The 24905-nt window shown below is 65.0% G+C and carries 19 protein-coding genes; 10 read left to right on the top strand and 9 right to left on the bottom strand.

The genetic code is table 11. The features are described from left to right. Positions 1-104: 104 nt before the first annotated feature. From secD to ABIA70_RS00175, 3 genes are all read left to right on the top strand, one after another. Positions 105-1862, top strand: a complete 1758-nt coding sequence (secD, locus tag ABIA70_RS00185; protein ID WP_354145622.1) for a protein translocase subunit SecD — start codon at positions 105-107, stop codon at positions 1860-1862. Then, positions 1862-2884, top strand: a complete 1023-nt coding sequence (secF, locus tag ABIA70_RS00180) for a protein translocase subunit SecF (RefSeq protein WP_354145621.1) — start codon at positions 1862-1864, stop codon at positions 2882-2884. The genes secD and secF overlap by 1 nt, the downstream gene beginning before the upstream one ends. A 157-nt stretch (positions 2885-3041) precedes the next feature. Next, complete coding sequence (locus tag ABIA70_RS00175; protein WP_502917141.1) at positions 3042-5435, top strand: RelA/SpoT family protein; 2394 nt, start codon at positions 3042-3044, stop codon at positions 5433-5435. On the opposite strand, the gene ABIA70_RS00170 is transcribed toward ABIA70_RS00175, so the two are convergent. The 3 genes from ABIA70_RS00170 to ABIA70_RS00160 all read right to left on the bottom strand — a co-directional run bounded on the left by ABIA70_RS00170 (position 5316) and on the right by ABIA70_RS00160 (position 8725). Beyond that, positions 5316-6002 carry a type IV toxin-antitoxin system AbiEi family antitoxin gene (locus ABIA70_RS00170; RefSeq protein ID WP_354145620.1) on the bottom strand — a complete coding sequence of 229 codons (687 nt, stop codon included), beginning with the start codon at positions 6000-6002 and terminating at the stop codon, positions 5316-5318. The genes ABIA70_RS00175 and ABIA70_RS00170 overlap by 120 nt on opposite strands. Positions 6003-6133: 131 nt before the next feature. Further along, on the bottom strand, positions 6134-7741 hold the full coding sequence (locus tag ABIA70_RS00165; RefSeq protein WP_502917161.1) for a DUF349 domain-containing protein: 1608 nt from the start codon (positions 7739-7741) through the stop codon (positions 6134-6136). Between the two features lie 171 nt (positions 7742-7912). Beyond that, on the bottom strand, positions 7913-8725 hold the full coding sequence (locus ABIA70_RS00160) for a peptidylprolyl isomerase (RefSeq protein WP_354145618.1): 813 nt from the start codon (positions 8723-8725) through the stop codon (positions 7913-7915). Between the two features lie 232 nt (positions 8726-8957). Here ABIA70_RS00160 and hisS point away from each other — a divergent pair, with 232 nt between their 5' ends. Next, positions 8958-10331 carry a histidine--tRNA ligase gene (hisS, locus tag ABIA70_RS00155; RefSeq protein ID WP_354145617.1) on the top strand — a complete coding sequence of 458 codons (1374 nt, stop codon included), beginning with the start codon at positions 8958-8960 and terminating at the stop codon, positions 10329-10331. A gap of 5 nt (positions 10332-10336) precedes the next feature. Here the strand turns inward: hisS and ABIA70_RS00150 are convergent, their stop codons facing one another. Continuing rightward, positions 10337-11581 (bottom strand): APC family permease, encoded by a 1245-nt coding sequence (locus ABIA70_RS00150; RefSeq protein WP_354145616.1) that lies wholly within the window; start codon positions 11579-11581, stop codon positions 10337-10339. A gap of 110 nt (positions 11582-11691) precedes the next feature. On the opposite strand from ABIA70_RS00150, the gene aspS reads away from it, so the two are divergent. Further along, positions 11692-13482, top strand: coding sequence for an aspartate--tRNA ligase (aspS, locus tag ABIA70_RS00145; RefSeq protein WP_354145615.1), 1791 nt, complete (start codon positions 11692-11694; stop codon positions 13480-13482). A 73-nt stretch (positions 13483-13555) separates the two neighbouring features. Continuing rightward, positions 13556-14347 (top strand): GNAT family N-acetyltransferase, encoded by a 792-nt coding sequence (locus ABIA70_RS00140; protein WP_354145614.1) that lies wholly within the window; start codon positions 13556-13558, stop codon positions 14345-14347. Here ABIA70_RS00140 and ABIA70_RS00135 read toward each other — a convergent pair. The 5 genes from ABIA70_RS00135 to ABIA70_RS00115 all read right to left on the bottom strand — a co-directional run bounded on the left by ABIA70_RS00135 (position 14344) and on the right by ABIA70_RS00115 (position 19467). After that, a complete protein-coding gene (locus tag ABIA70_RS00135; RefSeq protein WP_354145613.1) occupies positions 14344-15732 on the bottom strand; it encodes an MFS transporter in 1389 nt (462 codons plus the stop codon). The two genes, ABIA70_RS00140 and ABIA70_RS00135, sit on opposite strands and share 4 nt — an antisense overlap. Positions 15733-15740: 8 nt before the next feature. Beyond that, positions 15741-16064 carry a Dabb family protein gene (locus tag ABIA70_RS00130; RefSeq protein WP_354145612.1) on the bottom strand — a complete coding sequence of 108 codons (324 nt, stop codon included), beginning with the start codon at positions 16062-16064 and terminating at the stop codon, positions 15741-15743. Between the two features lies 1 nt (position 16065). Continuing rightward, positions 16066-17745 (bottom strand): 4-oxocyclohexanecarboxylate 2-dehydrogenase, encoded by a 1680-nt coding sequence (chcC1, locus tag ABIA70_RS00125; protein WP_354145611.1) that lies wholly within the window; start codon positions 17743-17745, stop codon positions 16066-16068. A gap of 53 nt (positions 17746-17798) precedes the next feature. Then, entirely contained in the window at positions 17799-18560 is a 762-nt protein-coding gene (locus tag ABIA70_RS00120; protein ID WP_354145610.1) for an SDR family NAD(P)-dependent oxidoreductase, read from the bottom strand. Positions 18561-18681: 121 nt separating this feature from the next. Further along, positions 18682-19467 (bottom strand): IclR family transcriptional regulator, encoded by a 786-nt coding sequence (locus ABIA70_RS00115; RefSeq protein ID WP_354145609.1) that lies wholly within the window; start codon positions 19465-19467, stop codon positions 18682-18684. Between the two features lie 127 nt (positions 19468-19594). Here ABIA70_RS00115 and chcC2 point away from each other — a divergent pair, with 127 nt between their 5' ends. From chcC2 to ABIA70_RS00095, 4 genes are all read left to right on the top strand, one after another. Next, the gene (gene chcC2, locus ABIA70_RS00110; protein WP_354145608.1) at positions 19595-21355 is read left to right on the top strand and encodes a 4-oxocyclohex-2-ene-1-carboxylate 5-dehydrogenase; all 1761 of its coding nucleotides are present in this window, start codon (positions 19595-19597) and stop codon (positions 21353-21355) included. A gap of 21 nt (positions 21356-21376) precedes the next feature. Then, entirely contained in the window at positions 21377-22144 is a 768-nt protein-coding gene (locus ABIA70_RS00105) for an IclR family transcriptional regulator (RefSeq protein WP_354145607.1), read from the top strand. 150 nt (positions 22145-22294) lie between these two features. Beyond that, complete coding sequence (locus tag ABIA70_RS00100) at positions 22295-23581, top strand: cytochrome P450 (RefSeq protein WP_354145606.1); 1287 nt, start codon at positions 22295-22297, stop codon at positions 23579-23581. Further along, on the top strand, positions 23574-24902 hold the full coding sequence (locus ABIA70_RS00095) for an NAD(P)/FAD-dependent oxidoreductase (protein WP_354145605.1): 1329 nt from the start codon (positions 23574-23576) through the stop codon (positions 24900-24902). The genes ABIA70_RS00100 and ABIA70_RS00095 overlap by 8 nt, the downstream gene beginning before the upstream one ends. Positions 24903-24905 lie beyond the last annotated feature (3 nt).

Here is a 24905-nt window from a genome sequence, read left to right as displayed (position 1 = left end):
GAACGGCACGCGCTTAGAACACCTCTACGGCTTTGGGGGTTACCGCCGGGGGAGCATCAGCTCCCTTCCGGTGGTTCTTCCGTAAATAAGAGAAAGATCTTTCAATGGCTCGAACTGGCCCCAAGAAACCAGGCCTCAGGGTACTGGTGTGGCTCGGCGTAATCCTCGCCGTGCTGACCGCCGTCCTGGCGGGCGGCACCGTTGCCGGGCAGGCAAGCTGGGCACCCAAACTGGCGCTTGACCTTGAGGGCGGCACCCAGATGATCCTGGCGCCCAAGGTTGAGGGCGGTTCTGACATTAACGAAGAGCAGCTCAACCAGGCCGTGGCCATCATCCGCCAGCGGGTTGACGGCTCAGGTGTGGCTGAAGCGGAAATCAGCACCCAGTCCGGCCGCAACGTCGTGGTCAGTCTTCCCGGTACGCCTTCCACCGCGACCAGGGCACTGATCCAGGCTTCCGCGGACATGAACTTCCGCCCGGTCATCCTGAACGGGTCCGGGGCGGCTGTACCGGCTGAGTCCCTCACCCCTGAGGACCAGCTGCCGAAGCCCACCGCGGAACCTGCCAACAGCAGCGACACCAACTGGATCACGCCCGAGCTCTACCGCCAGTTCGAGACCCTTGACTGCGACAACCCGTCCCAGGACAAGCAGGAACGTTCAGACCCCGCGAAGCCGCTGGTCACCTGCGAGCCTGCGACGGCGACGACGCCGGCACTGAAGTACATCCTGGGCCCCGTTGAGGTCAAGGGCAGCAACATCGTCACGTCCTCCTTCCAGCTGCAGCAGGGATCCCAGGGCGCCGTCACGAACCAGTGGGCAGTCAACATCCAGTTCGACGAGGAAGGCACGGCCAAGTTCAAGGACGTCACCCAACGCCTGAACCAGTTCTACGCAGCCGCCGGCGGTGAAGCCGGGAACGATCCGAAGGCGCAGTTTGCCATTGTCCTGGACGACCAGGTCATTTCCGCGCCGCGCTCCCTGGCAGTCATCACCGACGGCCGGCCGCAGATCACCGGTAACTTCACCGAGCAGACCGCCAAGGCCCTGTCCGACCAGCTCCGGTTCGGCGCACTTCCCATCAGCTTCGAGATCCAGAGCGAACAGCAGATTTCGGCCACCCTCGGTGGCGAACAGCTGCGCATGGGCCTCCTGGCCGGCGTCATCGGCCTGTTGCTGGTGGTTGTGTATTCGCTCTTCCAGTACCGCGCCCTGGGGTTTGTCACCATTGCGTCCCTGGTGGTGGCAGGTGCGCTGACCTATCTCGCCATCGCCATCCTCGGATGGACCGAAAATTATCGTCTTTCCCTTGCCGGCGTGGCAGGCCTCATCGTGGCTATCGGCCAGACCGCCGACTCGTTCATTGTCTACTTTGAACGGATCCGCGACGAACTGCGCGAGGGCCGTGGGCTGGTATCGGCTGTCGAAAACGGCTGGAAGCGTGCCAAGCGAACGGTGCTTGCCTCCAAGGCCGTCAACCTGCTCGCCGCACTGGTGCTCTACTTTGTGGCCGTCGGCAACGTCCGCGGCTTCGCTTTCACCCTTGGCCTGACGGCCATTGCCGACCTCATCGTCGTCTTTATGTTCACGCACCCCACCCTGCAGTTGCTGGCACGCACCAAGTTCTTCGGCGAAGGCCACGCCTTCTCCGGCCTTGACCCCAAGCGCCTCGGCGTTGTGCCGCTTTACCGCGGTGCAGGGCGCCTTCGCACGCCGGAATCAAAGCCCGCCGTTGTCCGGGCCAAGAACACCGGCGCAGCAGCAGAGGCCGAACGCAGGATGACCATCGCCGAACGCCGCCTCGCGGAAAAGCAGGAGCAGCTCACGGGCTCCTCCAAGGGCGCAGCCAAGGAGAACAAGTAATGTCCAGCAGCTTCGCCACTTTCGGCAACGAGCTCTACACCGGCAAACGGTCCTACAACTTTGTGGGCGCCAAGAAGATCTGGTTCCTCATCGCGGCGGTGGCGGTGGCGCTGTCCATCCTCATCCCGGTGGCCAAGGGCGGATTCAACCTTGGCATCGAATTCCGCGGCGGGTCCGAATTCACTGTTTCCAACGTCAAGACCACCGATGCCAACGCCGGGGAGAAGGCGGTCCAGGACGTCGTTCCCGGCGCCATTCCCCGCGTTGCCAACGTGGCCGGCAGCACCATGCGGATCCAGACCGACAAACTCACTGATGACGAGACCCTCAAAATCAAGTCCGGTCTGACTTCCGCCTACGGCGTCACGGACAACGAGGTGACGTCCACGTTCGTGGGACCAACCTGGGGAGCGGACGTCACCAAACAGGCCCTGATCGGCCTGGTGGTGTTTGTCGCCCTCGCGGCCGTCCTCATGGCGCTTTACTTCCGGACGTGGAAGATGTCGCTCTCGGCTATTGCGGGCATGCTCGTCACCATGTTCATCACCGCCGGGGTCTACGCGCTGAGTGACTTTGAGGTCACGCCGTCAGCCATCATCGGCTTCCTCACCGTCCTCAGCTATTCCCTGTACGACACGGTGGTGGTATTCGACAAGATCAGGGAAAACACGGTTGACCTGTCGGCGTCCACTCGCCGCACCTTCGCCGAGGAGGTGAACCTTGCCGTTAACCAGACCCTGGTCCGCTCCATCAACACCATGATGGTGGCCATTCTTCCGGTGGGTGCCATCCTGTTCATCGGCGCAGGACTGCTGGGCGCCGGTACCCTCCGCGATCTGTCCCTTGCACTGTTTGTGGGAATCCTGATCGGAACGGCTGCCACGATCTTCGTGGCCGCGCCGATGTATGCGTGGCTGCGGCAGAGCGAGCCGGACCTGGTGAAGCAGGCCAAACGTGTGGAGCAGCGGAGGGCCGAGAGCTCAGCCCGCACGGACGTTTCAACGGCTCCAGCAGGGGCCTGACGCCGCAACTGCAGCGGCCTGACCCGCGGTTGTTACGGGCCGGCCGGCATCGGAATACCGACGCCGGCCGGCCCGTTGGCGTTTAAGGCCCCGGTTATAGAACTGAACTGACTGGGGAATAGACTGGGGTAATTAAACAGGTGTGAGGGGTGCTTCATTGGAAGAGCGTTCGGCGTCGGTGCCAGCGGCAGGCGGGGATGAGAATCCGGGCCACGGACCACAGACGGGGCTCGCCGCTTCAGCACGCCCGGGGCCGGTGGTCCCGGTGGACAATTCCGGCGCGCGGCCCACTTTCCCCGGTCGCCGGGAACGCACCCGCTCGCGCCTGGCGCGGCTGACGGGGTTCACGGCCACCAGCTATTCCCCCATTCTTGAGCCTTTGCTCCGCACGGTCCGGGCGAACAACCCCAAGGAAGACTTTGAGCTGATCCAGCGGGCGTTCGAGGTTGCGGAACGCTGCCACCGCGGGCAGAAGCGCAAGAGCGGCGATCCCTACATCACCCACCCGGTGGCCGTCGCCACCATCCTGGCGGAACTCGGCCTCAGCGGCACCACCCTCGCCGCGGCCCTGCTCCATGACACGGTCGAGGACACCTCCTACACCCTGGCGGACCTGAAGCGGGACTTCGGCCCTGAGGTCGCAATGCTGGTGGACGGTGTGACCAAGCTGGACAAAGTCAGCTTCGGTGAAGCTGCGCAGTCCGAGACCGTCCGCAAGATGGTCGTGGCCATGGCCAAGGACATCCGTGTCCTCATGATCAAACTCGCGGACAGGCTCCACAACGCCCGGACCTGGCGGTTCGTTTCAGCGGAGTCATCGGCCAGGAAAGCCCGTGAAACCCTCGAGATCTTCGCACCCTTGGCCCACCGGCTGGGTATGAACACCATCAAGTGGGAGCTGGAGGACCTGTCCTTCGCAGCCCTCTACCCGAAGGTCTACGAGGAGATCGTCCGGATGGTGGGGGACCGCACCCCTGAACGGGAGAAGAGCCTCAGCGTCATCCGGGACCAGATCACCGAAGACCTCCGCGCCGCCAAGATCAAGGCCACCATCACCGGCAGGCCCAAGCACTACTACTCGATCTACCAGAAAATGGTGGTCCGGGACAAAGACTTTGACGACATCAACGACCTCATGGGCGTGCGCGTCCTGGTCGATTCCGTCCGGGACTGCTACGCCGCTTTGGGCACCATGCATTCACGGTGGAACCCCCTGCCGGGGCGGTTCAAAGACTACATCGCCATGCCCAAGTTCAACATGTACCAGTCACTCCACACCACGGTGATCGGCCCGGGCGGCAAACCGGTGGAGATCCAGATCAGGACCCACGAAATGCACCGCCGCGCCGAGTACGGTGTGGCCGCGCACTGGAAGTACAAGGACCAGCCCAACCGCACGGCTGTTGGCCCCGGGAGTCCGCGCGACGGCGACATGGGCTGGCTGAGGTCCCTGGTGGACTGGCAGCAGGAAACCTCCGATCCCGGTGAGTTCCTTGATTCCCTGCGGTTCGAGATCAACGCCCGCGAAGTCTTCGTGTTCACACCCAAGGGCGAGGTCATGGCCCTCCCGGCCGGATCAACCCCCGTGGACTTCGCCTACGCCGTCCACACCGAAGTAGGGCACCGGACCATCGGCGCCCGGGTCAATGGCAAGCTGGTTCCGCTGAACAGCGAGCTGAACCACGGCGACTGGGTGGAGATCTTCACCTCCAAGGCCGAGGGGGCCGGTCCCAGCCAGGACTGGCAGCACTTCGTCAAAAGCGCACGTGCGCGGAACAAGATCCGTCAGTGGTTCAGCAAGGAGCGCCGCGAAGAGGCGATCGACCGCGGCAAGGAACTGCTGACCAGGGCCATGCGGAAGCAGAACCTGCCCCTGCAGCGGCTCATGACGCACGAGGCCCTGGCTGCGGTCGCCGCCGAATTCAAATACGTGGACATCTCGGGGCTCTACGCCGGTGTTGGTGACGGGCATACTTCAGCGCAGTCTGTGATGGAGAAGCTCGTCGAAAGCCTCGGCGGTAACGAGAGCACCGATGAAGACGTCAGCGAAGTCAGCATTCCCACCCATGTGGCCAAGACGAAGTTCTCGGATTCCGGGGTGGTGGTGCGCGGCGTTGGCGACGTCTGGGTGAAGCTGGCCCGCTGCTGCACCCCTGTCCCGCCGGACCCGATTCTGGGGTTCGTCACGCGCGGTTCCGGTGTGTCTGTCCACCGCACGGACTGCACCAACATCTCGGACCTGAAGGACCAGCCCGACAGGATAGTGGACGTCGACTGGGCTCCCACCCAGTCCAGTGTTTTCCTGGTGGAGATCCAGGTGGAGGCCCTGGACCGGAAGTCCCTGCTCTCGGACGTCACGCGGGTGCTCTCCGAGAACCACGTCAACATCCTGGCCGCCAGTGTGAACACCTCCAGCGACAGGGTGGCCATCTCAAGGTTCGCCTTCGAGATGGGGGATCCCAAGTACCTCAGCCACGTCCTCAGCGCTGTCCGGCGGATCGACGGCGTCTTCGACGTCTACCGGACCACGGGCAACAAGCGCAGGAGCTAGCAGGGCAAGCTTTTCCAGGGCGGCCCTCTTGTGCGGGACCCTGGGGGTGGCTTCGATGGCCAGGACCAGCAGGCGGAGCCGTACGTCCTTCTCCGGCCGCGCCAGCAATCCTTGCAACGCCGGCAAAGCGCGGTGTGCCTCCACGTGCAGGGCAACGTCCACGGCGGTACGCAGCGGACTGGATACCATCAGACCGCCCATGCTGACGACGTCGAACGGTCCGAGCCTGACCTCGTGGAGTGTGCAGCCGCGCGTGTTCCGCAGGCCGGAAATCCGCCGTTTGGCATCCACCAGCAGCGCCAGCTTGTCCGGTTCTGCCGCGCAGCCGTAGATCCAGGCCGCAGTCATCCGTCCGGCCACCACCCGTTGCCTCACTGCGGCGGAAATGGCATTGGCGGCTGCCCTGGCCCGCAGCTGGGGTGACGCCGGCGCCTCGGGGAGCGTGAAGCCGTGCTGGTGGAACTGCGCCAGGACACCGTCTGCGGCGAGCGACTGAAGTTCCGGCCACGCGAATGGGCGCCCCGGTGAGTACAGCTCGGGGTACTGCGTTGGTGTTGGTGAGGCCATCCATCCATCCTGCCGCCCCACTCATTAAACGCACAGGCCCGGCACCGGTTATGTGGATAAACCGGAGCCGGGCCTGTGCAGCTCAGCCGTTGCCGTTGGCGACGGCCGGTGAGTCTTTGGTGCGGGGTGTCCTAGGACAGTTCGCTGGCGGACCGCTGGATCTGGTCGAGCCAGGCCTGCCGTGCCTCGAGGGCTTCCTTGGCTGCCTTGATCTTCCGCTGGTCACCGAGCTTCTCGGCTTTGGCCAGATCGTCCTGCAACCCGGAAATGGCGGCCTCGAGCTGGGAAAGCGCACTGTTGGTGCGGGCCTTCGTTTCCGGGTTTGAGCGCTGCCAGTTTTCCTCTTCGGCATGGCGGACAGCGTCCTCCACCTTCCGAAGGCCGGCTTCGATCCGGCCCATGTCGGCGCGGGGGACCTTGCCCGCTTCTTCCCAGCGGTCGCGGACGGACTGGAGCGCCTTCTTGGCAGCATTCAGGTCCCTGACCGGCAGGATGGCGTTGGCTTCAACCAGGAGGGCTTCCTTCACCGTCAGGTTGGCCGCGTATTCCTGGTCAATCTCTTCGTTGGCCGCCTGGCGGGAGGTGAAGAAAACGTCCTGGGCTGCGCGGAAACGCGCCCACAATGCGTCGTCGTCCTTGCGGCTTGCCCGCGGGGAGGCCTTCCATTCATCCATCAGGCGGCGGTACTCGCCGGCTGCGAATCCCCAGTCCGTGGAGGAAGAGAGCGCTTCGGCCTCTGCAATCAGCTTCTCCTTGGCCGTCTTGGCGGCCGAGTTGGTGCTGTCCAGCTGGGAGAAATAGGCGCGGCGGTGGCGGTCAAAGACCGTGCGGGCTGCACGGAACCGCTTCCACAGAGCGTCCTCGTTGCTGCGTCCCAGCCTGACACCGCTCTTCTGGGCGGTCTTCCAGCTTTCAAACAGCTCGTTCATCCGGGCGCTGGAGGTCTTCCACTGGATCTGGGCGGGATCCTGGCCGGAGATCTCTTCGGCTTCTGCCACGATTGCTTCGCGGGCCGAGAGCTCAGCCGCGCGAACGGCGTCGTGCTCTGCCTTCTCTGACTTTTCGAGTTCCGAAATCTGCGTCGAAAGCGCATCCAGGCGCGCTTCGGCGGCACGGAGATCGCCCACCATGTTCCGCTCCGCGAGCTGCTCGCGGAGGTGGGTGACGGTCTTCTGCATGTCGGTGCTCGGCGCCTTGGAGCTGACGCGCTGTTCCAGGAGCACCACTTGCGCCACGATGTCGTCATACTTCCGGGCGAAATACGCGAGGGCCTCGTCATTGCTGACGCCGGGGTATTGGCCCACCGGGTGCTCTTCGCCGTCGATGGTGAGGAAGACGTGGCCGTCTCCTTCGACGCGGCCCCACCGGGCAGCCTCGGCCAGTGACGTCGCAGAAGCGACCGGCGCGGGCGCTGCGGCCGGGGTTGCCGCTGCAGGCTTGGGCCGCGCGGCGAAGGCTGCCGGTGAAGGAGCAGGACGCGCCGCAGGCGAGGAAGCCGGGGCAGGAACCGCAGGAGCCGGCGCGGGGGTGCTGTCTTCAGCCGCGGGCTCTTCGACCGCTGGCTCTTCGACCGGTGCCGGCGCGGGGGTGCTGTCTTCAGCCGCGGGCTCTTCGACCGGTGCCGGCGCGGGTGCGGGCTCTTCGACCGCTGGCTCTTCGACCGGTGCCGGCGCGGGGGTGCTGTCTTCAGCCGCGGGCTCTTCGACCGGTGCCGGCGCGGCGGCACTGTCCTGATCCACGGTCTCTACAACCGTGGGCTGGTCAGCTGCTGCCTGGTCAGCAACGGGGGCCGTTGCCTCGGTCAGGTCTGCTGCTGTTTCGTCGGATTTCTGACTGTCTGTCACCGCTAAAAGTCTTTCGCTTGGAGGGAAATACTCGCATACGCACCGCAGCCATGAAGGCCGGGCTTCCTACTTCAGAGAAAACGAGTCTATCGTGACTGGTTCCACGGGCGCGCCGTCCGTGTCGCTGTTGACCGGGGTGATTCCCCCAGCAGCCACGGCGGATACCACGTCGAGTCCGGACGTCACCTTGCCCACCACCGTATAGCCACCGGCTGAGTCCGCCGGAATCACCGTGTCCTTGTAGACAATGAAGAACTGGGTGCCGTTGCCGTAGGCGTTGTTGCCGGTCCGGGCCACGGCGATGGTGCCGGCCGGATACATGTTGTCTGCCGGGACATTTTCGAGGGGACCCCAGGTGTAGTCGGGATTCCCGCTGCCATTGCCGTCCGCGGACCCGCACTGCAGGACGCCGAAGCTTTCCCCCGTGGTCAGCCGATGGCAGGTCTTGCCGGCGAAGTAGCCCTCCTCGCTAAGGGACCTGAACACCGCGGCAGCCTGGGGCGCCTTCGTGCCGTCGAGTTCCACGCCGAGCGCGCCCTTGTTCAGGACGAGATCGCCTGTGAACACCTTGCCGGCAGCAGTGTCCGCTGCGGGGATGTTGGCGGCGTTCGACGGGGGAGCTGACGAAGTGGGGGAGGCGGAAGCGGAAGGGCTGGTCAGGCCCGCTTCCGCCGCGGCAAACTCGTCCTCGGTCGGGTTGCCGGAAAATGCGGTGAGTTGAAGAACGACGGCGAGCACCACAGCGGCGGCTCCGGCGCCGGCGGCGATGAGGTTGTCCCGCTTCCGCCGTGACTCCTGGTCCCGCCGCAACTCGCGCTTTGCCTCCATCTGCTGGATGCGCCGTTTGGCTTCACGGGCACTGCGTGAACTGGCCGCCAAGGATCCTCCTGTATGTCGGGCCGCGTCCGGTTTCTAAAGGGATGACGCGGTTGCTGGGTGGCAGCCTTCCCCGGCGCCGGCCACCTTATTAGAGATGAAGGCGGATGCCGCATAAACTGACTGCCGCACATAGTTTATGCACGACTGACTGGACTGCCGCCGTTCCCGGCCCGTTTCGGGCGAATGCCGGGCAAAGTCCCAGGCACCCTTCATCCAGAGGAGAATTTCCACCATGGCACGCACAGCCTCCCTTTCCGGATTCCCCGAGTGGCTTCCCGAGGAGCGGCTGGTGGAGTTGCATGTGCTGGATACGCTCCGCAGGGTCTTCGAACTGCACGGTTTCGGTTCCATCGAGACCCGCGCGGTGGAGACCGTGGGCCAGCTGCTGCGCAAAGGCGAGATCGATAAGGAAGTGTACGGACTCAGCCGCCTCCAGGAGGATGAGGAGCCGGTGAAGGCCGGCAAGGCCGATCCCCACGCCCTTGCACTCCACTTCGACCTGACGGTGCCGTTTGCGCGTTATGTGGTGGAAAACGCCGGATACCTTGCCTTCCCGTTCCGGCGCTACCAGATCCAGAAGGTCTGGCGCGGGGAACGCCCGCAGGAAGGACGCGCCCGGGAATTCACGCAGGCGGACATCGACGTTGTTGGAGATGGTGAACTGCCCTTCCGCTATGACGTGGAAATTGCCCTGGTGATCGCCGAAGCGCTCAGCGCCCTGCCCATCCCGGACTTCCGTCTCCGCATCAACAACCGGAAACTGGCCGAGGGTTTCTACCGCGGCATCGGCCTGGACGACACAGCCGGCGTGCTGCGCAGCATCGACAAGCTGGAAAAGATCGGCCCCGCCAAGGTTGCTGAGCTGCTGAAAGCCGAACTCGGAGCTTCCGATGACCAGGCGCAACTGGCATTGAAACTGGCAGCCATCCGCACCGAAGACACCTCCTTTGTGGCCGAGGTCCGCGCACTGGGTGTCAGCAACGACCTGCTCGAGGAAGGCCTGAGCGAACTCGAACAGGTCATTGACGCGGCAGTGCAGCGCGCGCCCGGCAAGGTGGTTGCCGATCTCAGTATTGCCCGCGGCCTGGACTATTACACCGGCACCGTGGTGGAGACCGTCCTGGTTGGGCATGAGCAGCTCGGTTCCATCTGCTCGGGTGGCCGGTATGACGCCCTGGCCTCGAAGGGCAACCGCAAGTTCCCCGGCGTCGGCCTGTCCATCGGTGTTACCCGGCTGGTCTCACGGATCCTCAGTCAGGACCTTGCCAAGGCTTCCCGCTCCGTCCCCACCGTGGTGCTCGTGGCGCTCACCAATGACGACAGCTGGGGTTCCGCGCAGGATGTTGCCGCCCAGCTCCGCAGCCGGGGCATTGCCACTGAAGTTGCCGCCAAGGCCGAAAAATTCGGTAAACAGATCAAGTTCGCCGACCGCCGCGGCATTCCGTTTGTCTGGTTCACGGACGACGACGGCAATCACCAGGTCAAGGACATCCGGTCAGGCGAACAGGTGGTTGCCTTCCCGGAAATCTGGACACCGCCGTCGGAAGATCTCACTGTTCAGGTCACCACCGTCGAGAAGGAAACGGCAGCCGCCCGGCCGGCCTGACACAGCTAGCGGCGGAGCCTCAGCACCAGGAATCTGCCTGCTGCTCCGGCCGCCAGGACAGCGGCCATCCCCAGCACCGAGACGGCCGGCAGTGTGAAGGCCAGCAGCAGGCAGCTGAAGAAACCCACCACGTTGAGCCATCTCGGGGCATGGGCCGGGTGCGCCTCCAGGGTGTAGGCCGCCGCATTGGCCACCGCATAGTAGATCAGGACGCCGAAGCTGGAAAAGCCCACCACGGTCATAACATCCGTGGTCAGCAGCAGGAGCACGACGGCGGCGGCCACCGTCAGTTCAGCCACGTACGGCACCGTGTGCTTGCCGCCCACCCTGGCGAGTGGCCCGGGCAGGTCGCGTTCCCGGGCCATCGCCAGTGCAGTCCGTCCGATGCCGGTGATAAGGGCGAGGAGCGCTCCCAGGCAAGCCGCGGCAGCACCTGCCTGAACCAGCGGCGCGCCGGCACCGAGCCGCGAATTAACCACCGCATCCAGCAGGGGAGCGGTGGATGCCGCGAGCTGGCCGTCAGGTAAATGGTTGAGCAGGAGCACCGCCATAGCCAGGTAGATGGCGAAGGCTCCGGCCAGGGCGCCGAGGATTGCGCGGGGAATTGTCCTGGCGGGATCCTTCACCTCTTCGCCCAGGGTGGCGATCCGTGCGTAACCGGCGAAGGCAAAAAACATCAGGCCTGCTGCGGGCAGCACACCGCCGGGTCCGCCGGCAGTGGCTGGGCCGGCCCCGGTGCCGGCCGGGTGCGGGCCCATCACGGCGGCGGCGCCAACAAACGCCAGGGTGGCCACCACAATCCCCAGCAGGATTTTGGTCAGGAAAGCTGTGCGCGTGATGCCGAACAGGTTAACTACTGTCAATGCGATCACAGCTGCGATGGCAATGGGCACTGCGTAGGACGGGGCCACGTAATGTCCGAAGGTCAGCGCCATCGCCGCACAGGACGCCGTCTTTCCCGTCACGAACCCCCAGCCGGCCAGGAATCCGGGCCACTCGCCCAGCCGCTTCCGGCCGTACACGTAGGTGCCGCCGCTTGCCGGATACGTTGCGGCCAGTTCCGCGGACGCCACCGCATTGCAGTACGCCACGGCGCCGGCGAGGAGAACGGCGAGGATGAGATAGTTCCCGGCAAGGCTTGCCGCGGGAGCAAAGACCACAAAGACGCCCGCCCCCAGCATGGATCCGAGTCCGATGGCCGTGGCGTCAATTGCGCCCAGCCTCCGCTGAAGCTGCCGGTGCGGTGACATTGGGGGAGGGGCGCCTTTCCAACGGGTAAACTCGAACGGGATTGTTCCCGGAACGATCCTATGCACTTTCAGTCTTTGTTTTCCTGCTGTCTCTTTCAGAAAGGCGTGCTGTGCTGCGCACACATGACCTCGGATCCCTTCGCTCCGAGCACATTGGACAAACCGTAACCCTGGCCGGCTGGGTAGGCCGCCGCCGAGATCACGGTGGTGTCGCATTCGTGGACCTGCGCGACGCCTCCGGCGTGGCCCAGGTGGTGGTCCGTGAGGAAGAGGTCTTCCACGGTCTGCGCAACGAGTACGTCCTCCAGATCACCGGCACGGTCTCCAAACGGCCCGACGGCAACGAAAACCCGGCTCTGGCCACGGGCGAGATCGAGGTCATGGCCGACAAGGTGGTTATCCTCAACACCTCGGATCCGCTGCCCTTCCAGATCGACGAGCACGTCGAAGTGGGCGAGGAAGCCCGCCTGAAGCACCGCTACCTGGACTTGCGCCGCCCCGGCCCCGCCCGCAACCTCCGCCTGCGCTCGGAGGCAAACCGGATTGCCCGCGAACTGCTCCACCAGGACGGTTATGTCGAGATCGAGACCCCAACGCTGACGCGTTCGACGCCGGAAGGCGCCCGCGACTTCGTTGTCCCCGCACGCCTCGCGCCGGGTTCCTGGTACGCCCTTCCGCAGTCCCCGCAGCTTTTCAAGCAGCTCCTGCAGGTTGGCGGCTTCGAGAAGTACTACCAGATCGCACGCTGCTACCGCGACGAGGATTTCCGCGCCGACCGCCAGCCGGAATTCACCCAGCTGGACATTGAGGCCAGCTTCGTGGACCAGGACGACATCATCGCCCTGGGCGAGAACATCGTCAAAGCCCTGTGGAAACTGATCGACGTCGAAATCCCCACGCCCATCCAGCGCATCACCTATGCAGACGCGATGGCCCGGTACGGTTCGGACAAGCCCGACCTCCGTTTCGGCGTCGAGCTGACCGAACTGACCGAGTTCTTCAAGGACACCGGCTTCGGCGTCTTCAAGGCACCCTATGTCGGCGCCGTGGTGATGCCCGGGGGCGCCTCTCAGCCGCGCCGGACCCTGGACGGCTGGCAGGAATTCGCCAAGCAGCGCGGACACAAGGGCCTGGCGTATGTGCTCTTCAAGGAAGACGGCGAACTCGCCGGTCCGGTTGCCAAGAACCTGACCGAAACCGAGCGTTCCGGCCTGGCCGACGCCGTCGGCGCCAAGCCCGGTGACTGCATCTTCTTTGCCGCCGGCGAGAAGTCCGCCGCCCGCGCCCTGCTCGGTGCCGCCCGCGTGGAAATCGGCCACCGCACCGGCCTGATCGACCCCAGCGACTGGGCCTTCTGCTGGGTTGTTGACGCACCCATGTTCGAACCCGCCGCCGCGGCGGTGGCTTCCGGCGATGTGGCAGTCGGTGCTGGCTCATGGACCGCCGTCCACCATGCCTTCACCTCGCCCAAGCCCGAGTTCATGGACACGTTCGACCAGGACCCGGAATCAGCCCTTTCCTACGCCTATGACATCGTCTGCAACGGCAATGAAATTGGCGGCGGTTCCATCCGTATCCACGAGCGCGAGGTCCAGGAACGGGTCTTCGAGCTGATGGGCCTGGACCGGGCGGATGCACAGACCAAGTTCGGCTTCCTGCTGGAGGGCTTCAAATTCGGCGCCCCTCCGCACGGCGGCATCGCGTTCGGCTGGGACCGTGTGGTGGCGTTGCTGGCAGGCGTCGAGTCCATCCGCGACGTCATCGCCTTCCCGAAGACCGGCAACGGCTATGACCCGCTGACGCAGGCTCCGGCCCCCATCACGCCTCAGCAGCGCAAGGAAGCCGGCGTCGACTTCAAGCCGGAAACGAAGCCGGTAGAGGCCAAGAAGCCCGAAGCGTAAGGCATACAGAAGGCTCCCTGGCTGACGAACTGCAGCAGCCGGGGAGCCTATTGCATCCGGAAGGTGGAACGCCATGACAGGCCCAACCCTGCCCCGGCTTGAGGTGCTGATGGACGCTGCGTGGCCCGCCCCCGACCGCGCGGAATCCGCAGGATGGGTGTTGCGGGCCGCGTCAGGGGTGACGCAGCGCGCCAATTCCGTATGGGTCCGCGAGCCTGGCAGCGACCCCCACCGGCAGCTCGCTGCCTTGCGGGAGGCCAGGCTCTGGTACCGGGCGCGGCGGCTTCCACTGATCTTCCAGGTGTTCGCCGATCACCGCTCCGCTGCCTTGAATGCCCTGCTTGATGACGAGGGCTTCACGCGGCAGTCCGAGACCCTCATCATGACCCTTGATTCTTCCGGGACGGGCCATCAGAAAGCCGGGCCGGCCGGCGTCGAAATATCGGAGAAGCCGTCAGAGGAATGGTTGCAGCTCTGGTGGAGTGTTGATGGCCGCGGCGGTCCCGCCGAGCGTGAGACGGCCCACGCCATTCTGGAGGCCTGCCCGGCCCTGTATGCACTGGTGAGGGACGACGACGGCGCTCCCGCCGCCGTCGGCCGGCTTGCCCTTCCCGTGGGTGAGGGCGGTGCCGGCGGCATCTACTGCATGGCAACGCGTACGGACCTCCGCCGCCGCGGATTTGGAGGCCGGGTGCTCACGGCCCTGTCCGATGCGGCGGAGGCGGCCGGAACCGGGAGTCTCTGGCTGCTTGTCACCGCACAGAACCGGGGGGCGCAGGCCCTTTACGCAGCGGCCGGCTTCCAGGAAACCGGCCGCTACCTCTACCGGCAGGAGCGGCCCAAGCGGCACCTGACAGGCTGCTAGGGGACCCGGGAGGCTGTCTGCTGTTCTCCCAGGTTTTCCCGGCGGCGGGCGGTTCCCTGAAGGTAGGGAGCGCCCAGTTCCGCAATCGGTGTCCTGAATGTCTCCCGTGAGAAGAACGCTGAAACCGCTGCGATGAGCATGCAGACGGTGCCGAAAATGGCCACCGGAACCCACCCGGTGACGCCGGGCGTGAGGAGCATACCCGCGATCATCGGCGCGAATCCGGCCAGAACCAGCCCGAGCTGGTTCCCCAGGGCCATGCCGGTATAACGGACCGGCGCGGCGAATTGCTCCGCGAAGAACGAGGGCCAAATGCCGTTGAAGCCTGAGTACAGCACCGTCATATTCAGGAATGCGGCCAGGAAGACCAACGCGAGATTGCCCGAGGACAGTGCCAGGAAGTACAGGAAGATCGTTACCGAGCAGCCGATCGCGGCTGTCAGGAGCATGGGACGCCGCCCGATCCGGTCCGAAAGCCTGGCCGCAAGCGGCATCGCGATCATGGACAGTCCGATTGCCACAGCGTTTACCGTCAGGATGGAAGCACGGTCAAAGCCCGCGGTGGAGGTGGCATATGCCAATCCGAAGACGGTGAAGATCGTCTGCATGACGGACATGATGGACATTCCGACGACCCGGAGCACATCAGGGCCCTGGAACTTAAGAACTTCCTTCACAGGCATAGGGGCAACCTGGTTCTTTTGCTGGGCTTCCTCAAAGACCGGGGTCTCGTCCAGGTGTGTCCGCACCCAGTAGGCAATGGCCAGGACCACGATGGAGAGCCAGAATGGGATGCGCCAGCCCCAGGCCATCATGGCTTCCTGCGGCATCGCTGCTACGGGGATGAAGACAAGGGTGGCGAGCACCATGCCGGCGGCGTAGCCGGTCATTACGAAGCTGGTGAAAAAGCCACGCCTTCCTTCAGGGGAGTGTTCAAGGGTCAGGGTTGAGGCGCCTGCCGACTCCGCGCCGGCGGAGAAGCCTTGCGCCAGGCGGCCCGCCACCAGGAGTATCGGGGCCCATATTCCCACCTGCTCATAGCCAGGCAGGAAACCAATGGTCAGTGAGGACAGACCCATGATGCCCAGGGTGAGCAGCAGGATTTTCTTGCGGCCCAGCCTGTCGCCGTAGTGCCCCATGACCAGGCCTCCGATCGGACGGGCGACATAGGCAACGCCGAAGGTGGCGAATGCGCTGATGAGCCCTATCGCCGGGTCGGCTGCCGGGAAAAAGATGTGCGGGAAGACCAAGGCGGCGGCAGTCCCGTAGATGAAGAAGTCGTAGTATTCCAGCGTGCTGCCGAGAAAGGACGCCAATGCGGCCTTGCCGGGTGTCTTGCGTTGGTTCGGGCGTGCTTCGGAATGGGTTGGGGATACGGACTGCATGGGTCTCCTTAAGACGTCAGTGTCTTGGCGGGCGCGGGGTCCACCAGGTGGAAATCCACCGAGAGGATCTGCTGGCTGTTGGGGAACGAGTACGCCTTCAGCGGCTCGTGGAGCGGATGCGTGTTGTACACCGCGATGTCCTCGACCGTTTCGAAGTCGGCCACGATGGCGTAGTCGAAGGAACGGGCCGTGCTGAGCACGTCAGGTCCGTGGGTGAGTTGAAGCATGCCGGGTATGCTCCCGGTCATCCTGTTGAGCCCGGCGATCCAGGCCTGCTTGTCTGCGGGCGGGAAATCCGGTTTGAACTTGAACAGCACCGTATGCCGGATCATCTCAGGCTCCTACCAGTTCCGGTGTGGATTCCTGCTGTCCCGCCGCGGCGTACTCCGCGGGCTGGCCGGCGATGGTCCGCCCGGCGAGGTAGCCCATCGTCATGATCGGGCCGAGGGTGGCGCCCGCACCGGGATATCCGGCAGCGTAAGCGTTTTCGGTAGTATTGCCGGCGGCGAACAGCCCCGGGATGGGGAGGTTGTCGACGTCGAGCACGCGGGCCACGCCGTCGGTGGCGACGCCACCGTTGGTGCCGAAGGCGCCGTTGACTACCTCCATTGCGTAGAACGGGCCCGTGAGCAGGGGACCCAGGGACGGGTTCGGGTACTGGTTTTCGTTGTCGCCCCAGTACTGGTCGTAGGCACTTTCGCCGCGGCCGAAGTCGGGGTCTTCTCCCTTGACTGCAAACTCATTGAAGCGCGCGATGGTTGCACTGAGGTTGTCCGCGGGTACGTTGATCTTCGCCGCCAGTTCCTCAACTGTCGCCGCCTCCACGAGGTAGCCGGGGGTGGGCTGCCCGGCACGGTGTGCAAGGATTCCATAGCGCTCCATGTACCCGTGGTCCACGATCACGTGGGCAGGGGTATTAAGGGTCTGGTTGTTGGCGGAGTCCCAGGACTGCAGGCTCCGGGCGAGGTCGTTGTAGTTCTGGGATTCGTTCGCAAAACGGCGGCCATGGCGGTTGACCATGATCGAGCCGGGACCCTGGCGTTCGAAGCGCAGGAGGGTGCCGATCGCCTGGCCGTCCCGGGTATCCCCGGTGACCGACATGGGCGCCCACCAGGCTTCCCTGGTGCCGCGGGTCTGGCACCCGATCCGCTGGGCCATCCGCAGACCGTCACCGGTGTTCGAGGGCGGCGAGCACATCGTGTAAAGCCGCGAGGCGAGCATCGAGTCCGCCAGCGCCTTGTCCCATTCGAAGCCTCCGGTGGCGAGCACCACGCCGTCGTTCGCCAGGAAGGTTTCGCCGGTTTCAAGTTCGACGCCGGTCACCCGGCCGCCGCCGTCGGTCATCAGGCGGTGTCCCCGTGCTCCGGTGACGAGCGCTGCAGCGTCGCGGACCAGGCTGGCGAGCAGCATGGATACGAGGGCCTGGCCCTTCGCCACCAGTCCGTCGGCCTGGCGTTGGTTCAGGTCCTCCCAGGGAAACTTGGTGAACGCGCCCCAGTTTTCGTATTCCTGCATGGTGAACGGCGTCCGGCCGTCGCTGCGCACATGTTCCCTGAGGCCGCCCAGGGCTTCCAGGCTGTTGAACAGCTCCGGCTCAACCGTGCGGCCGCCTTCCACGGCCCCAGGGAGGTCCTGCCGGTAGTCGGGAAAGTTGTTGAGGAAGATAAAGCTTAGGCCGCACTCCTCTTCGACAAAGCGGAGCATCTGGTCCCCGTAGGTCAGTGCCGCGTCCAGCAGTTCATCGCGGCCGCGTCCCCGGGCCACGGCGCGCACATAATCCGCCGCCGCCTCCTTTGAGTCCGCGATGCCGGCCTGGCGGGCATGGTGGTTGTCCGCCACCCACAGCATGCCGCCGGAGACTGCTGACGTGCCGCCCAGCAGGGCACTTTTCTCGAGGACGACAACGGACTTGCCGGCCCGGGCTGCCGTAGCCGCTGCCGTGAGGGCGCCGGCACCGGAACCTACGACGACGACGTCGTAGCGTTCGGACGCGGTTCCATTAACGAATTTCATCAGGGTGTTGCCTTTCGGGAGTAAAAAGCGGGGACACGGCACATTGAGCCGGGTCAGACGGCGGTGTAACCGCCGTCGATGACGAGTTCGGAACCCGTCGTGAAGCGGGATTCGTCGGATGCCAGGTACAGCACGCCGTAGGCGATCTCGTCCGGCTTGCCTTGCCGCGGGAGGGGATTGGAACCAACCAGTTGCTTGTAGTAAGCCTCCGCGCCGATCTCGGACTGCTCCGCCGAGCGGCGGCTCATCCTGGTGTCCATGGATCCGGGGTGGATGGAATTCACCCTGATGCCATGGCTTCCGTACGCTGCCGCATCCGACTTGCTCAGGAGCCGCACTGCACCTTTGGTCGCGTGGTAAAGCGGCACGTTCCGTCCGCCGGTGATGCCGTGGATGGAGGAGAAGTTGACGATGCTCCCGGCGCCTTTTTCGATCATGCCGGGGACCACGTGCTTGGTCATGAGCCAGACGCCTTTGACATTGACGTTGAAGATCGTGTCGAAGTTCGTCACCGAGGCCGTGTGGGAGGCTCCGGCGGGGCCGATAATTCCGGCGGCGTTGACCAGGATGTCCGGTGCGCCCAGTTCGTCGCGCACCCTGCGGATGGCGTCCGCGACGCTCTCCTCGCTGGTGACGTCGACGTCGTACTCACTGATGTTTGGGTGGGCCGCTCCGGCCGGGATGCCGGCAACATCCAGGCTGGCGACTACGGCGCCGTGCTCAGCCAGCAGGGCCGCGGTGGCGCCGCCGAGGTCGCCGCGGCCGCCTGTGACGATGGCGGTCTTGCCCGCCACGCGGTTCGCTGTGGTATTCATGTGGTCTGCTCCTCTGAGTCCCGCAGCTTCATCGCTGCGTCCTAGCCAGAGTCGCAGGCCGCATGTGACTGGAACCACATGTTTACCGATGAACGGAAATAGTCGAATTCAGGGGTCCTGCTCAGTGACTTTGGCGCAGGGTACCCTTCAGCTCGCCACGCCAGCCGAGGGCACGCGAGATTCCACGCGCCGAAGCCATCAGCACAGGCACCCGTGCCGCTGGATTCTCCTCGTTGCGCGGGACCACCACGCTAAGTGCCGCGCGGATTGCGTTGTCCGGCCCGAAAACGGGGACGGCGATACCGCTGGATTCGGGAACAATCACGCCCGGCATGGCAGCAAAGCCGCGCTGCCTGATCCCGGCCAGATGACGGCGCAACTCGGACGGGTCGGTCAGTGTCGTTTCCGTGAACTTCGTCAGGGGCCGGGCCAGGAAGCTGTCCTGGTAGGCCGCGGGGGAGTGCGCCAGGAGGACAAGGCCCGACGACGTCGCGTGGAGCGGCAGCCGGCCCGCAACTTTGGTGATGTCCACTATGGTCTTATCGGAACCCAGGCGTTCGATGTACAGCACCTCGTCCGAATCCAGGATGCCAAGCGTGGTGGAGTGCTGCACCACTGCCTGGACGTCCTCCATGAAAGGCAGCGCGGCCTCCCTCAGGCTAAGCGTCTTGGACCCTCGCGACCCCAGTTCCCACATTCGCGTGCCGATATGGATGTCGCCGCCGGGCTCACGTTCAAGCAGCCGTTCCTGGAGCAGGTCATTGACCAGCCGGTAGGTGGTGGTGACCGGCAGCCCGGTCCTGCGCCCGAGTTCGGCGACGCTCATGGAACTATGGCGGTCGTCGAATGCACTCACGATCTTCACGAAGCGGCCGATGATCGACTCGCCCGATGCGGAATTGGCCACATTGCTCCTTCGATTCCCGCTCAATGGTAATCCTCCTCCCCGGAGGCGGCACCACCCGGTCTACTGGGGGTTTAGCTTTCCACCCGGCCGCGGCAACGATGCGGGCCGACTGATTGGAGCAGGATTTATGAGCAAGGCAACAACCGTGGGCAAATCACCCGTCGCCGCCACGACAGTCTGTGACGTCCTCGTCATCGGCTCCGGCGTGGCCGGGATGGCTGCCGCCATAAAGGCAGCCTCACAGGGGCTAAGTGTGATCGTGGCGGAAAAAGAACAATATTTCGGCGGGACCACCGCTATTTCCGCCGGCTGGGCGTGGGTCCCGGGCAACAGGCAGGGCGTGTCGCAGGGCGACACCCGCGAGGACGCCGAGACCTACCTGCAGAACCTCGCCCCGGACACGTTCAATGAAGCAGGCGTCCGGGACTTCCTGGACACGGTCCCGGAGGCGATCTCCTTTTTCGAGAATGAAACCGAGGTGAAATTCACCTATCCGGAAAAGTCCCCGGATTACCAGATGGACCTGCCCGGGGCGAAGCTCTCCGGCCGCGCCATCCTGCCCCAGGACGTTGATGCAAGGGTCCTGGGGGACAAGCGTCTGTTGATCCAGCCGTACATGAGTTCCTACACCGTGTTCGGCTACATGCCCCAGGTGGGCCCGGATATCAACGAGTTCTTCCACGTGAATCAGTCCGTGAAGTCCTTCGTTTATGTGGCCAAGAAGCTGCTGCGCACCTGGGCGGATGCTGCCCGGTACAAGCGCCCCGTCCTGCGCTCAAACGGCAATGCCCTGATGACCCGCATGGTCAAGAGCGCCGATGACCTGGGTGTGCGGCTGTGGAAGTCTTCGCCCGCACTCTCCCTGACCAGGGACGACGCCGGAACCGTCACCGGGGCTGTCCTTGGCGGTGAGCATGCCGCCACAGTCACGGCTCGGCTGGGCGTGATCCTTGCCGCCGGCGGCTTCTCTGGGAACAAGGAACTGCGGCGGCAGTACTTCCCGCATGACTCCGACGGCGACGACCACTTCACCCCGACAGTGGGCCACGGCGGGGACGCCGCAGTCCTGGCGACGAGTGCAGGCGGCCACATCGATGACTCGGTGTTCAGTGTGGGCTCCTGGGCCCCCGTAACCGTGTTCAAGTACCTGAGCGGAAAGGAGCGGCTCTTCCCGCACCTGCGGGCCATCGGCTTGCCGGGCCTGATCGCCGTCGACCGCCACGGCAAGCGCTTCGGCAACGAGGCGCTTAGCTATCACGACTTCGGCGGCGCCATGATCAGGCACAACAAGGACGAGGACAGGACGTTCGGCTACGTGATCGGGGACGCGAAGACGATGCACAAGTACGGCATTGGCTACGCCAAGCCCTGGCCGATGCCCCGCGGCTATTTCTACCGGACCGGGTACCTGTTCAAGGCGGACACGCTGGCGGAACTGGCCGGAAAGCTTGGCATCGACGCCGAGGGCCTTGCGGCCACCGTCGCGGACTTCAACCCGGCCGCGGAGCGGGGCGAAGACGCTGCCTTCGGACGCGGTTCCACGCTTTACAACCACTTCCGCGGCGACATGGAGCACAAGCCGAACCCCAACCTTGCCCCGGTGGGGAAGGGCCCCTACTACGCCGCCAAAATCCAGATGGGCGACCTGGGCACCTTCGCCGGAATCGGCGTCAACGAGCATTCGGAAGTCGTCACGACCGAGGGGACAGCAGTTCCCGGCCTCCTGGCTGTCGGGGCCGCGGCTGTGAGCGTCTTCGGCGGAGGTTACCCGGGCTACGGGTCCCACATCGGGCCGGCACTGGTTTTCGGTTACCGGGCTGGCCGGGACATCGCTTCCCTGGCCGCCGGCCGGGACGAAGCCCGCGGCGCCAGCGTCGCAGCAGGCTAGTTGGAGTGGCCGGAGGCGTTCATGGCAAACTCATCATCCGGTGAATCGGTCATCAGCCGCGTGGTGCGGCTGATGAGTGCGTTCGACCGGGACCTGCCCACCATGACGCTCTCCGGCCTCGCCCGCCGCGCGGGCCTGCCGTTGACAACGGCGCAGCGGCTGGTGAACGACCTGGTCTTGCACGGACTGATAGAGCGGTTGCCGGACGGCAACCTGCGCTCGGGGATGCGGATGTGGGAGCTGGCCTCACGGGGGTCGCACGCGCTGAATCTTCGCGAGCTCGCACTGCCGTTCCTGGACGATGTCCAGTCGGCCGTTCACCAGCACACCACCTTGGCGGTGCTCGACCGCGGGACGGTGCTTTACGTGGAGCGCCTGTCCTCGCCCGAGTCCAGTCTGGACGCGGCCCATATCGCCCAGCGGATGCCAATTCACGCATCGTCCTCGGGCCTGGTGCTGCTGGCCTTTTCCGCGCCCGCGTTTCAGGACGAAGTGCTCGCACGCCCACTGTCCGCCGTCACGTCCGAGACCATTACCGACCCGCCACTGATCCGGAAGCATCTGGCCGAAATCCGCCAGCGCGGCTACGTGGCCCTGCCTGGCATCGGCGTCACGGAGTGGACAGGCATCGCCGTGCCTGTGTTCGGACCCGGCAACGCCATAGCGGCGGCCCTGAACGCCATTGTGCCGAGGCACGAAGCCGCGGTTCCTTGGACGGTGCCCGCGCTGCTGACGGCTGCCAACGGCATTTCACGGGCCTTGAAAGCCGCTCCGCGACGCCGTCGGTAGCCCATTCCCGCGACCATTGCCGTGTTGCCAGGCCGGTGCCGGAGTCTTTCGCACCCGATGAACGGAAGTCCTCTGGGGCTGGCCGGAGGGAGCCCGGCATGCTGGGTTGAGACGTAAATCACGTCCGAACACTCCGAAAGAAGGACAATGATGTCTTCCGTCACGGCAGAGATTTCAGCAGCACCCGTTCCGGGTGGCGTTCACGTCCCGGCCCCGGGACTGCCCCCGTATTCGCACGAACTGGCCTGGCCAGAGGGGATGGCCCCGTTCAAGGTGGTCGACGACGGCACCCAGGGGGATCCCTATGCCCACTATGAGTGGATGCGGGAGAACGCTCCAGTGCTTCGCGCCCATTCACCTGTATCGGATGTGTGGTTCATTTCCCGTTACGAGGATGTCCGCAAGGCTATGCGGGCCCCCAAGATCTTCTCCTCCCAGGTTGTCGACCCCGTTCCGCTGACCTTCCTGACCCTCTTCGACGCCCCCAACCACACGCGCCTTCGCCAGGTGGTGGCACAGGCCTTCATTCCCAAGGCAATTGCCCGCTTCGAGGAGCGTGTCCGCGAAAACGCCGGCAAGTATTTGGCCCCAATGCTTGCGGCCGGCGGCGGGGACGCCGTGGATGACTATGCCATCCCGCTCAGCATGTCCACCATCAGCGCACTGCTGGACGTGCCGGCCGAGGACTTCGAGAAGATGAAGTTCTGGTCCGACGAAACCTTCAGCTACTTCGGCCGGCTGGCCCGGAACGCCCAGGGTACCGGCACCGACGAAGAAAGCACCTTTGAGTTCTTCGCCTACCTGAAAGACACCATGGAGCGCCTCTACCGGGAGGGCAGCGAATCCGTTGGCGGCCACATTGCCCGGATGTGGAAGGAAGGCCTGCTCAGCGAGAAGGAAGCCAAGGAACTCTGCGCTTTCGTCTTCGTCGCCGGTCATGACACCACCACCATCCTGCTGGCCAACGCGTTCCGGGTCTTCAGCGAGCAGCCGGCGCTGCTGGACCGGATCCGCCGCAACCCAGAAGACGCGAACCTCTTTGTTGAAGAACTTGCACGCTACCGCGGCACCGTGCAGCGGGCGAGCAGGATCACCACCGAAGCCGTGGAGGTGGCCGGGGTGACCATCCCTGCCGGCGGCATCGTCAGGCTGCTGCCTGCCGCGGCGAATCGCGACAGCAATAAATACCCGGACGGCGAGCGCTTCGATATCGACCGCAATACCGACGGCCATCTCGGCTTCGGCCACGGCGTCCACAGCTGTCTGGGGGCCCCGCTTGCGCGGTTGGAGGTGGTGGTGACCGTGAAGCTCCTCGCCGAAAAACTGGGATCCCTCTCGCTGGACCCGGACAAGCCGATCGAGTACGTGCGCGGAAACAACCTGACAAACTCCGGTCCGGAACACCTCCACGTCCTGTTGGAGGAGTCCAATGCGTGAGCAGCCAGTGATCCAGGACAACATGAACCGCCGCGCATCAGCGGCCGCCGCGCCCGTGGTGATTGTGGGGGCGGGGCATTCCGGCGTCGCGGTGGCCGCAGGACTACGGTCCCGCGGCTGGGAAGGCGGTATCCTGCTGCTTGAAGCGGAGAAGGAGACGCCCTACGAGCGGCCTCCGCTGTCCAAGGAACTCCTGAAGCCGGACGCGCCGGATGAGTCCGCCGTGTTGCGCAAGGAGAAGTTCTACCAGGATAAGGACATCGACCGTGTTGCCGGGACCGCCGTGGAATCGATTGACCGGCAGGGCCGGACGGTCCGGCTCTCCGACGGCACGCGCCACGACTATCACCGGCTCGTCATCGCCACGGGTTCGAGGGCGAGAGACCTCACGGTTCCCGGAGCGGGCCTGCCCGGGGTGCAGGCTCTGAGGACGCGCGAGGACGCCCTCCAGCTCAAACGGCAGCTGGTGGCCGGGGCCCGCGTTGCCATCATCGGTGCTGGCTACATCGGCCTGGAAGTGGCCGCTGCCGCAGCCGCAAAAGGCTGCGAGGTCACCGTGCTGGAGTTCCAGGACCGGGTGATGAGCCGGGTGACCTCAGAGCCAGTGTCACGACACTTCGAAAAGCTGCATGAAGGACACGGAGTCCGGTTCGTCTTTGGCGTAGCCGTGACGGCAATCGAAGGCGTCGAGCGCGCCGAAGGCGTGGTTACAGCCGACGGCTCGATATTCCCCGCCGACGTCGTACTGGCCGGAATCGGTGTCATCCCCAACCAGGAACTGGCCGCTGAAGCCGGACTTGAGTGCCGGGACGGCATCCTCGTGGACGACGACGGGCGGACCTCCGACCCCGCAATCTATGCGACTGGCGACGTCACTCGCTTCACGAGCCCCGTTGACGGCGCCAGCCAGCGCCTGGAATGCATCCAGAACGCACAGGCGCAGGCGGACAAGGTGGCCGCCCACATCACCGACCAACCGGCAGCAGTTCCGGAAATCCCCTGGTTCTGGACCGTCCAGCACGGTGTCCGGCTTCAGACTGCCGGCGTGCGCCACCCCGACGACGAAGTGATTGTGCGAGGCGACCCCGCCGGCCGCAGTTTCTCGGTGGTCTACCTGCGGGAGGGCCGCCTCGCCGCGGTGGACACCATCGCGCACCTGGCGGATTTTCGGCCGGCCCGGAAACTGATCGCCAACACGGCACGGATGGATCCGGCGTTGGTGGCAGATCATGGGGTCCCCCTCACGGATGCCATTCTTCGCCGCGCCGACTCCGATGACCGTCCCCGCACCGATGCTGCCCTTGCCGCAGCCCACATCTAAGGA

It is taken from the genome of Arthrobacter sp. 754 (assembly GCF_040548695.1).
Classification (GTDB): Bacteria; Actinomycetota; Actinomycetes; order Actinomycetales; family Micrococcaceae; genus Arthrobacter.
Note: the sequence above shows the minus strand (reverse complement) of the source record. Positions and strands in the feature narration are given on the sequence as shown.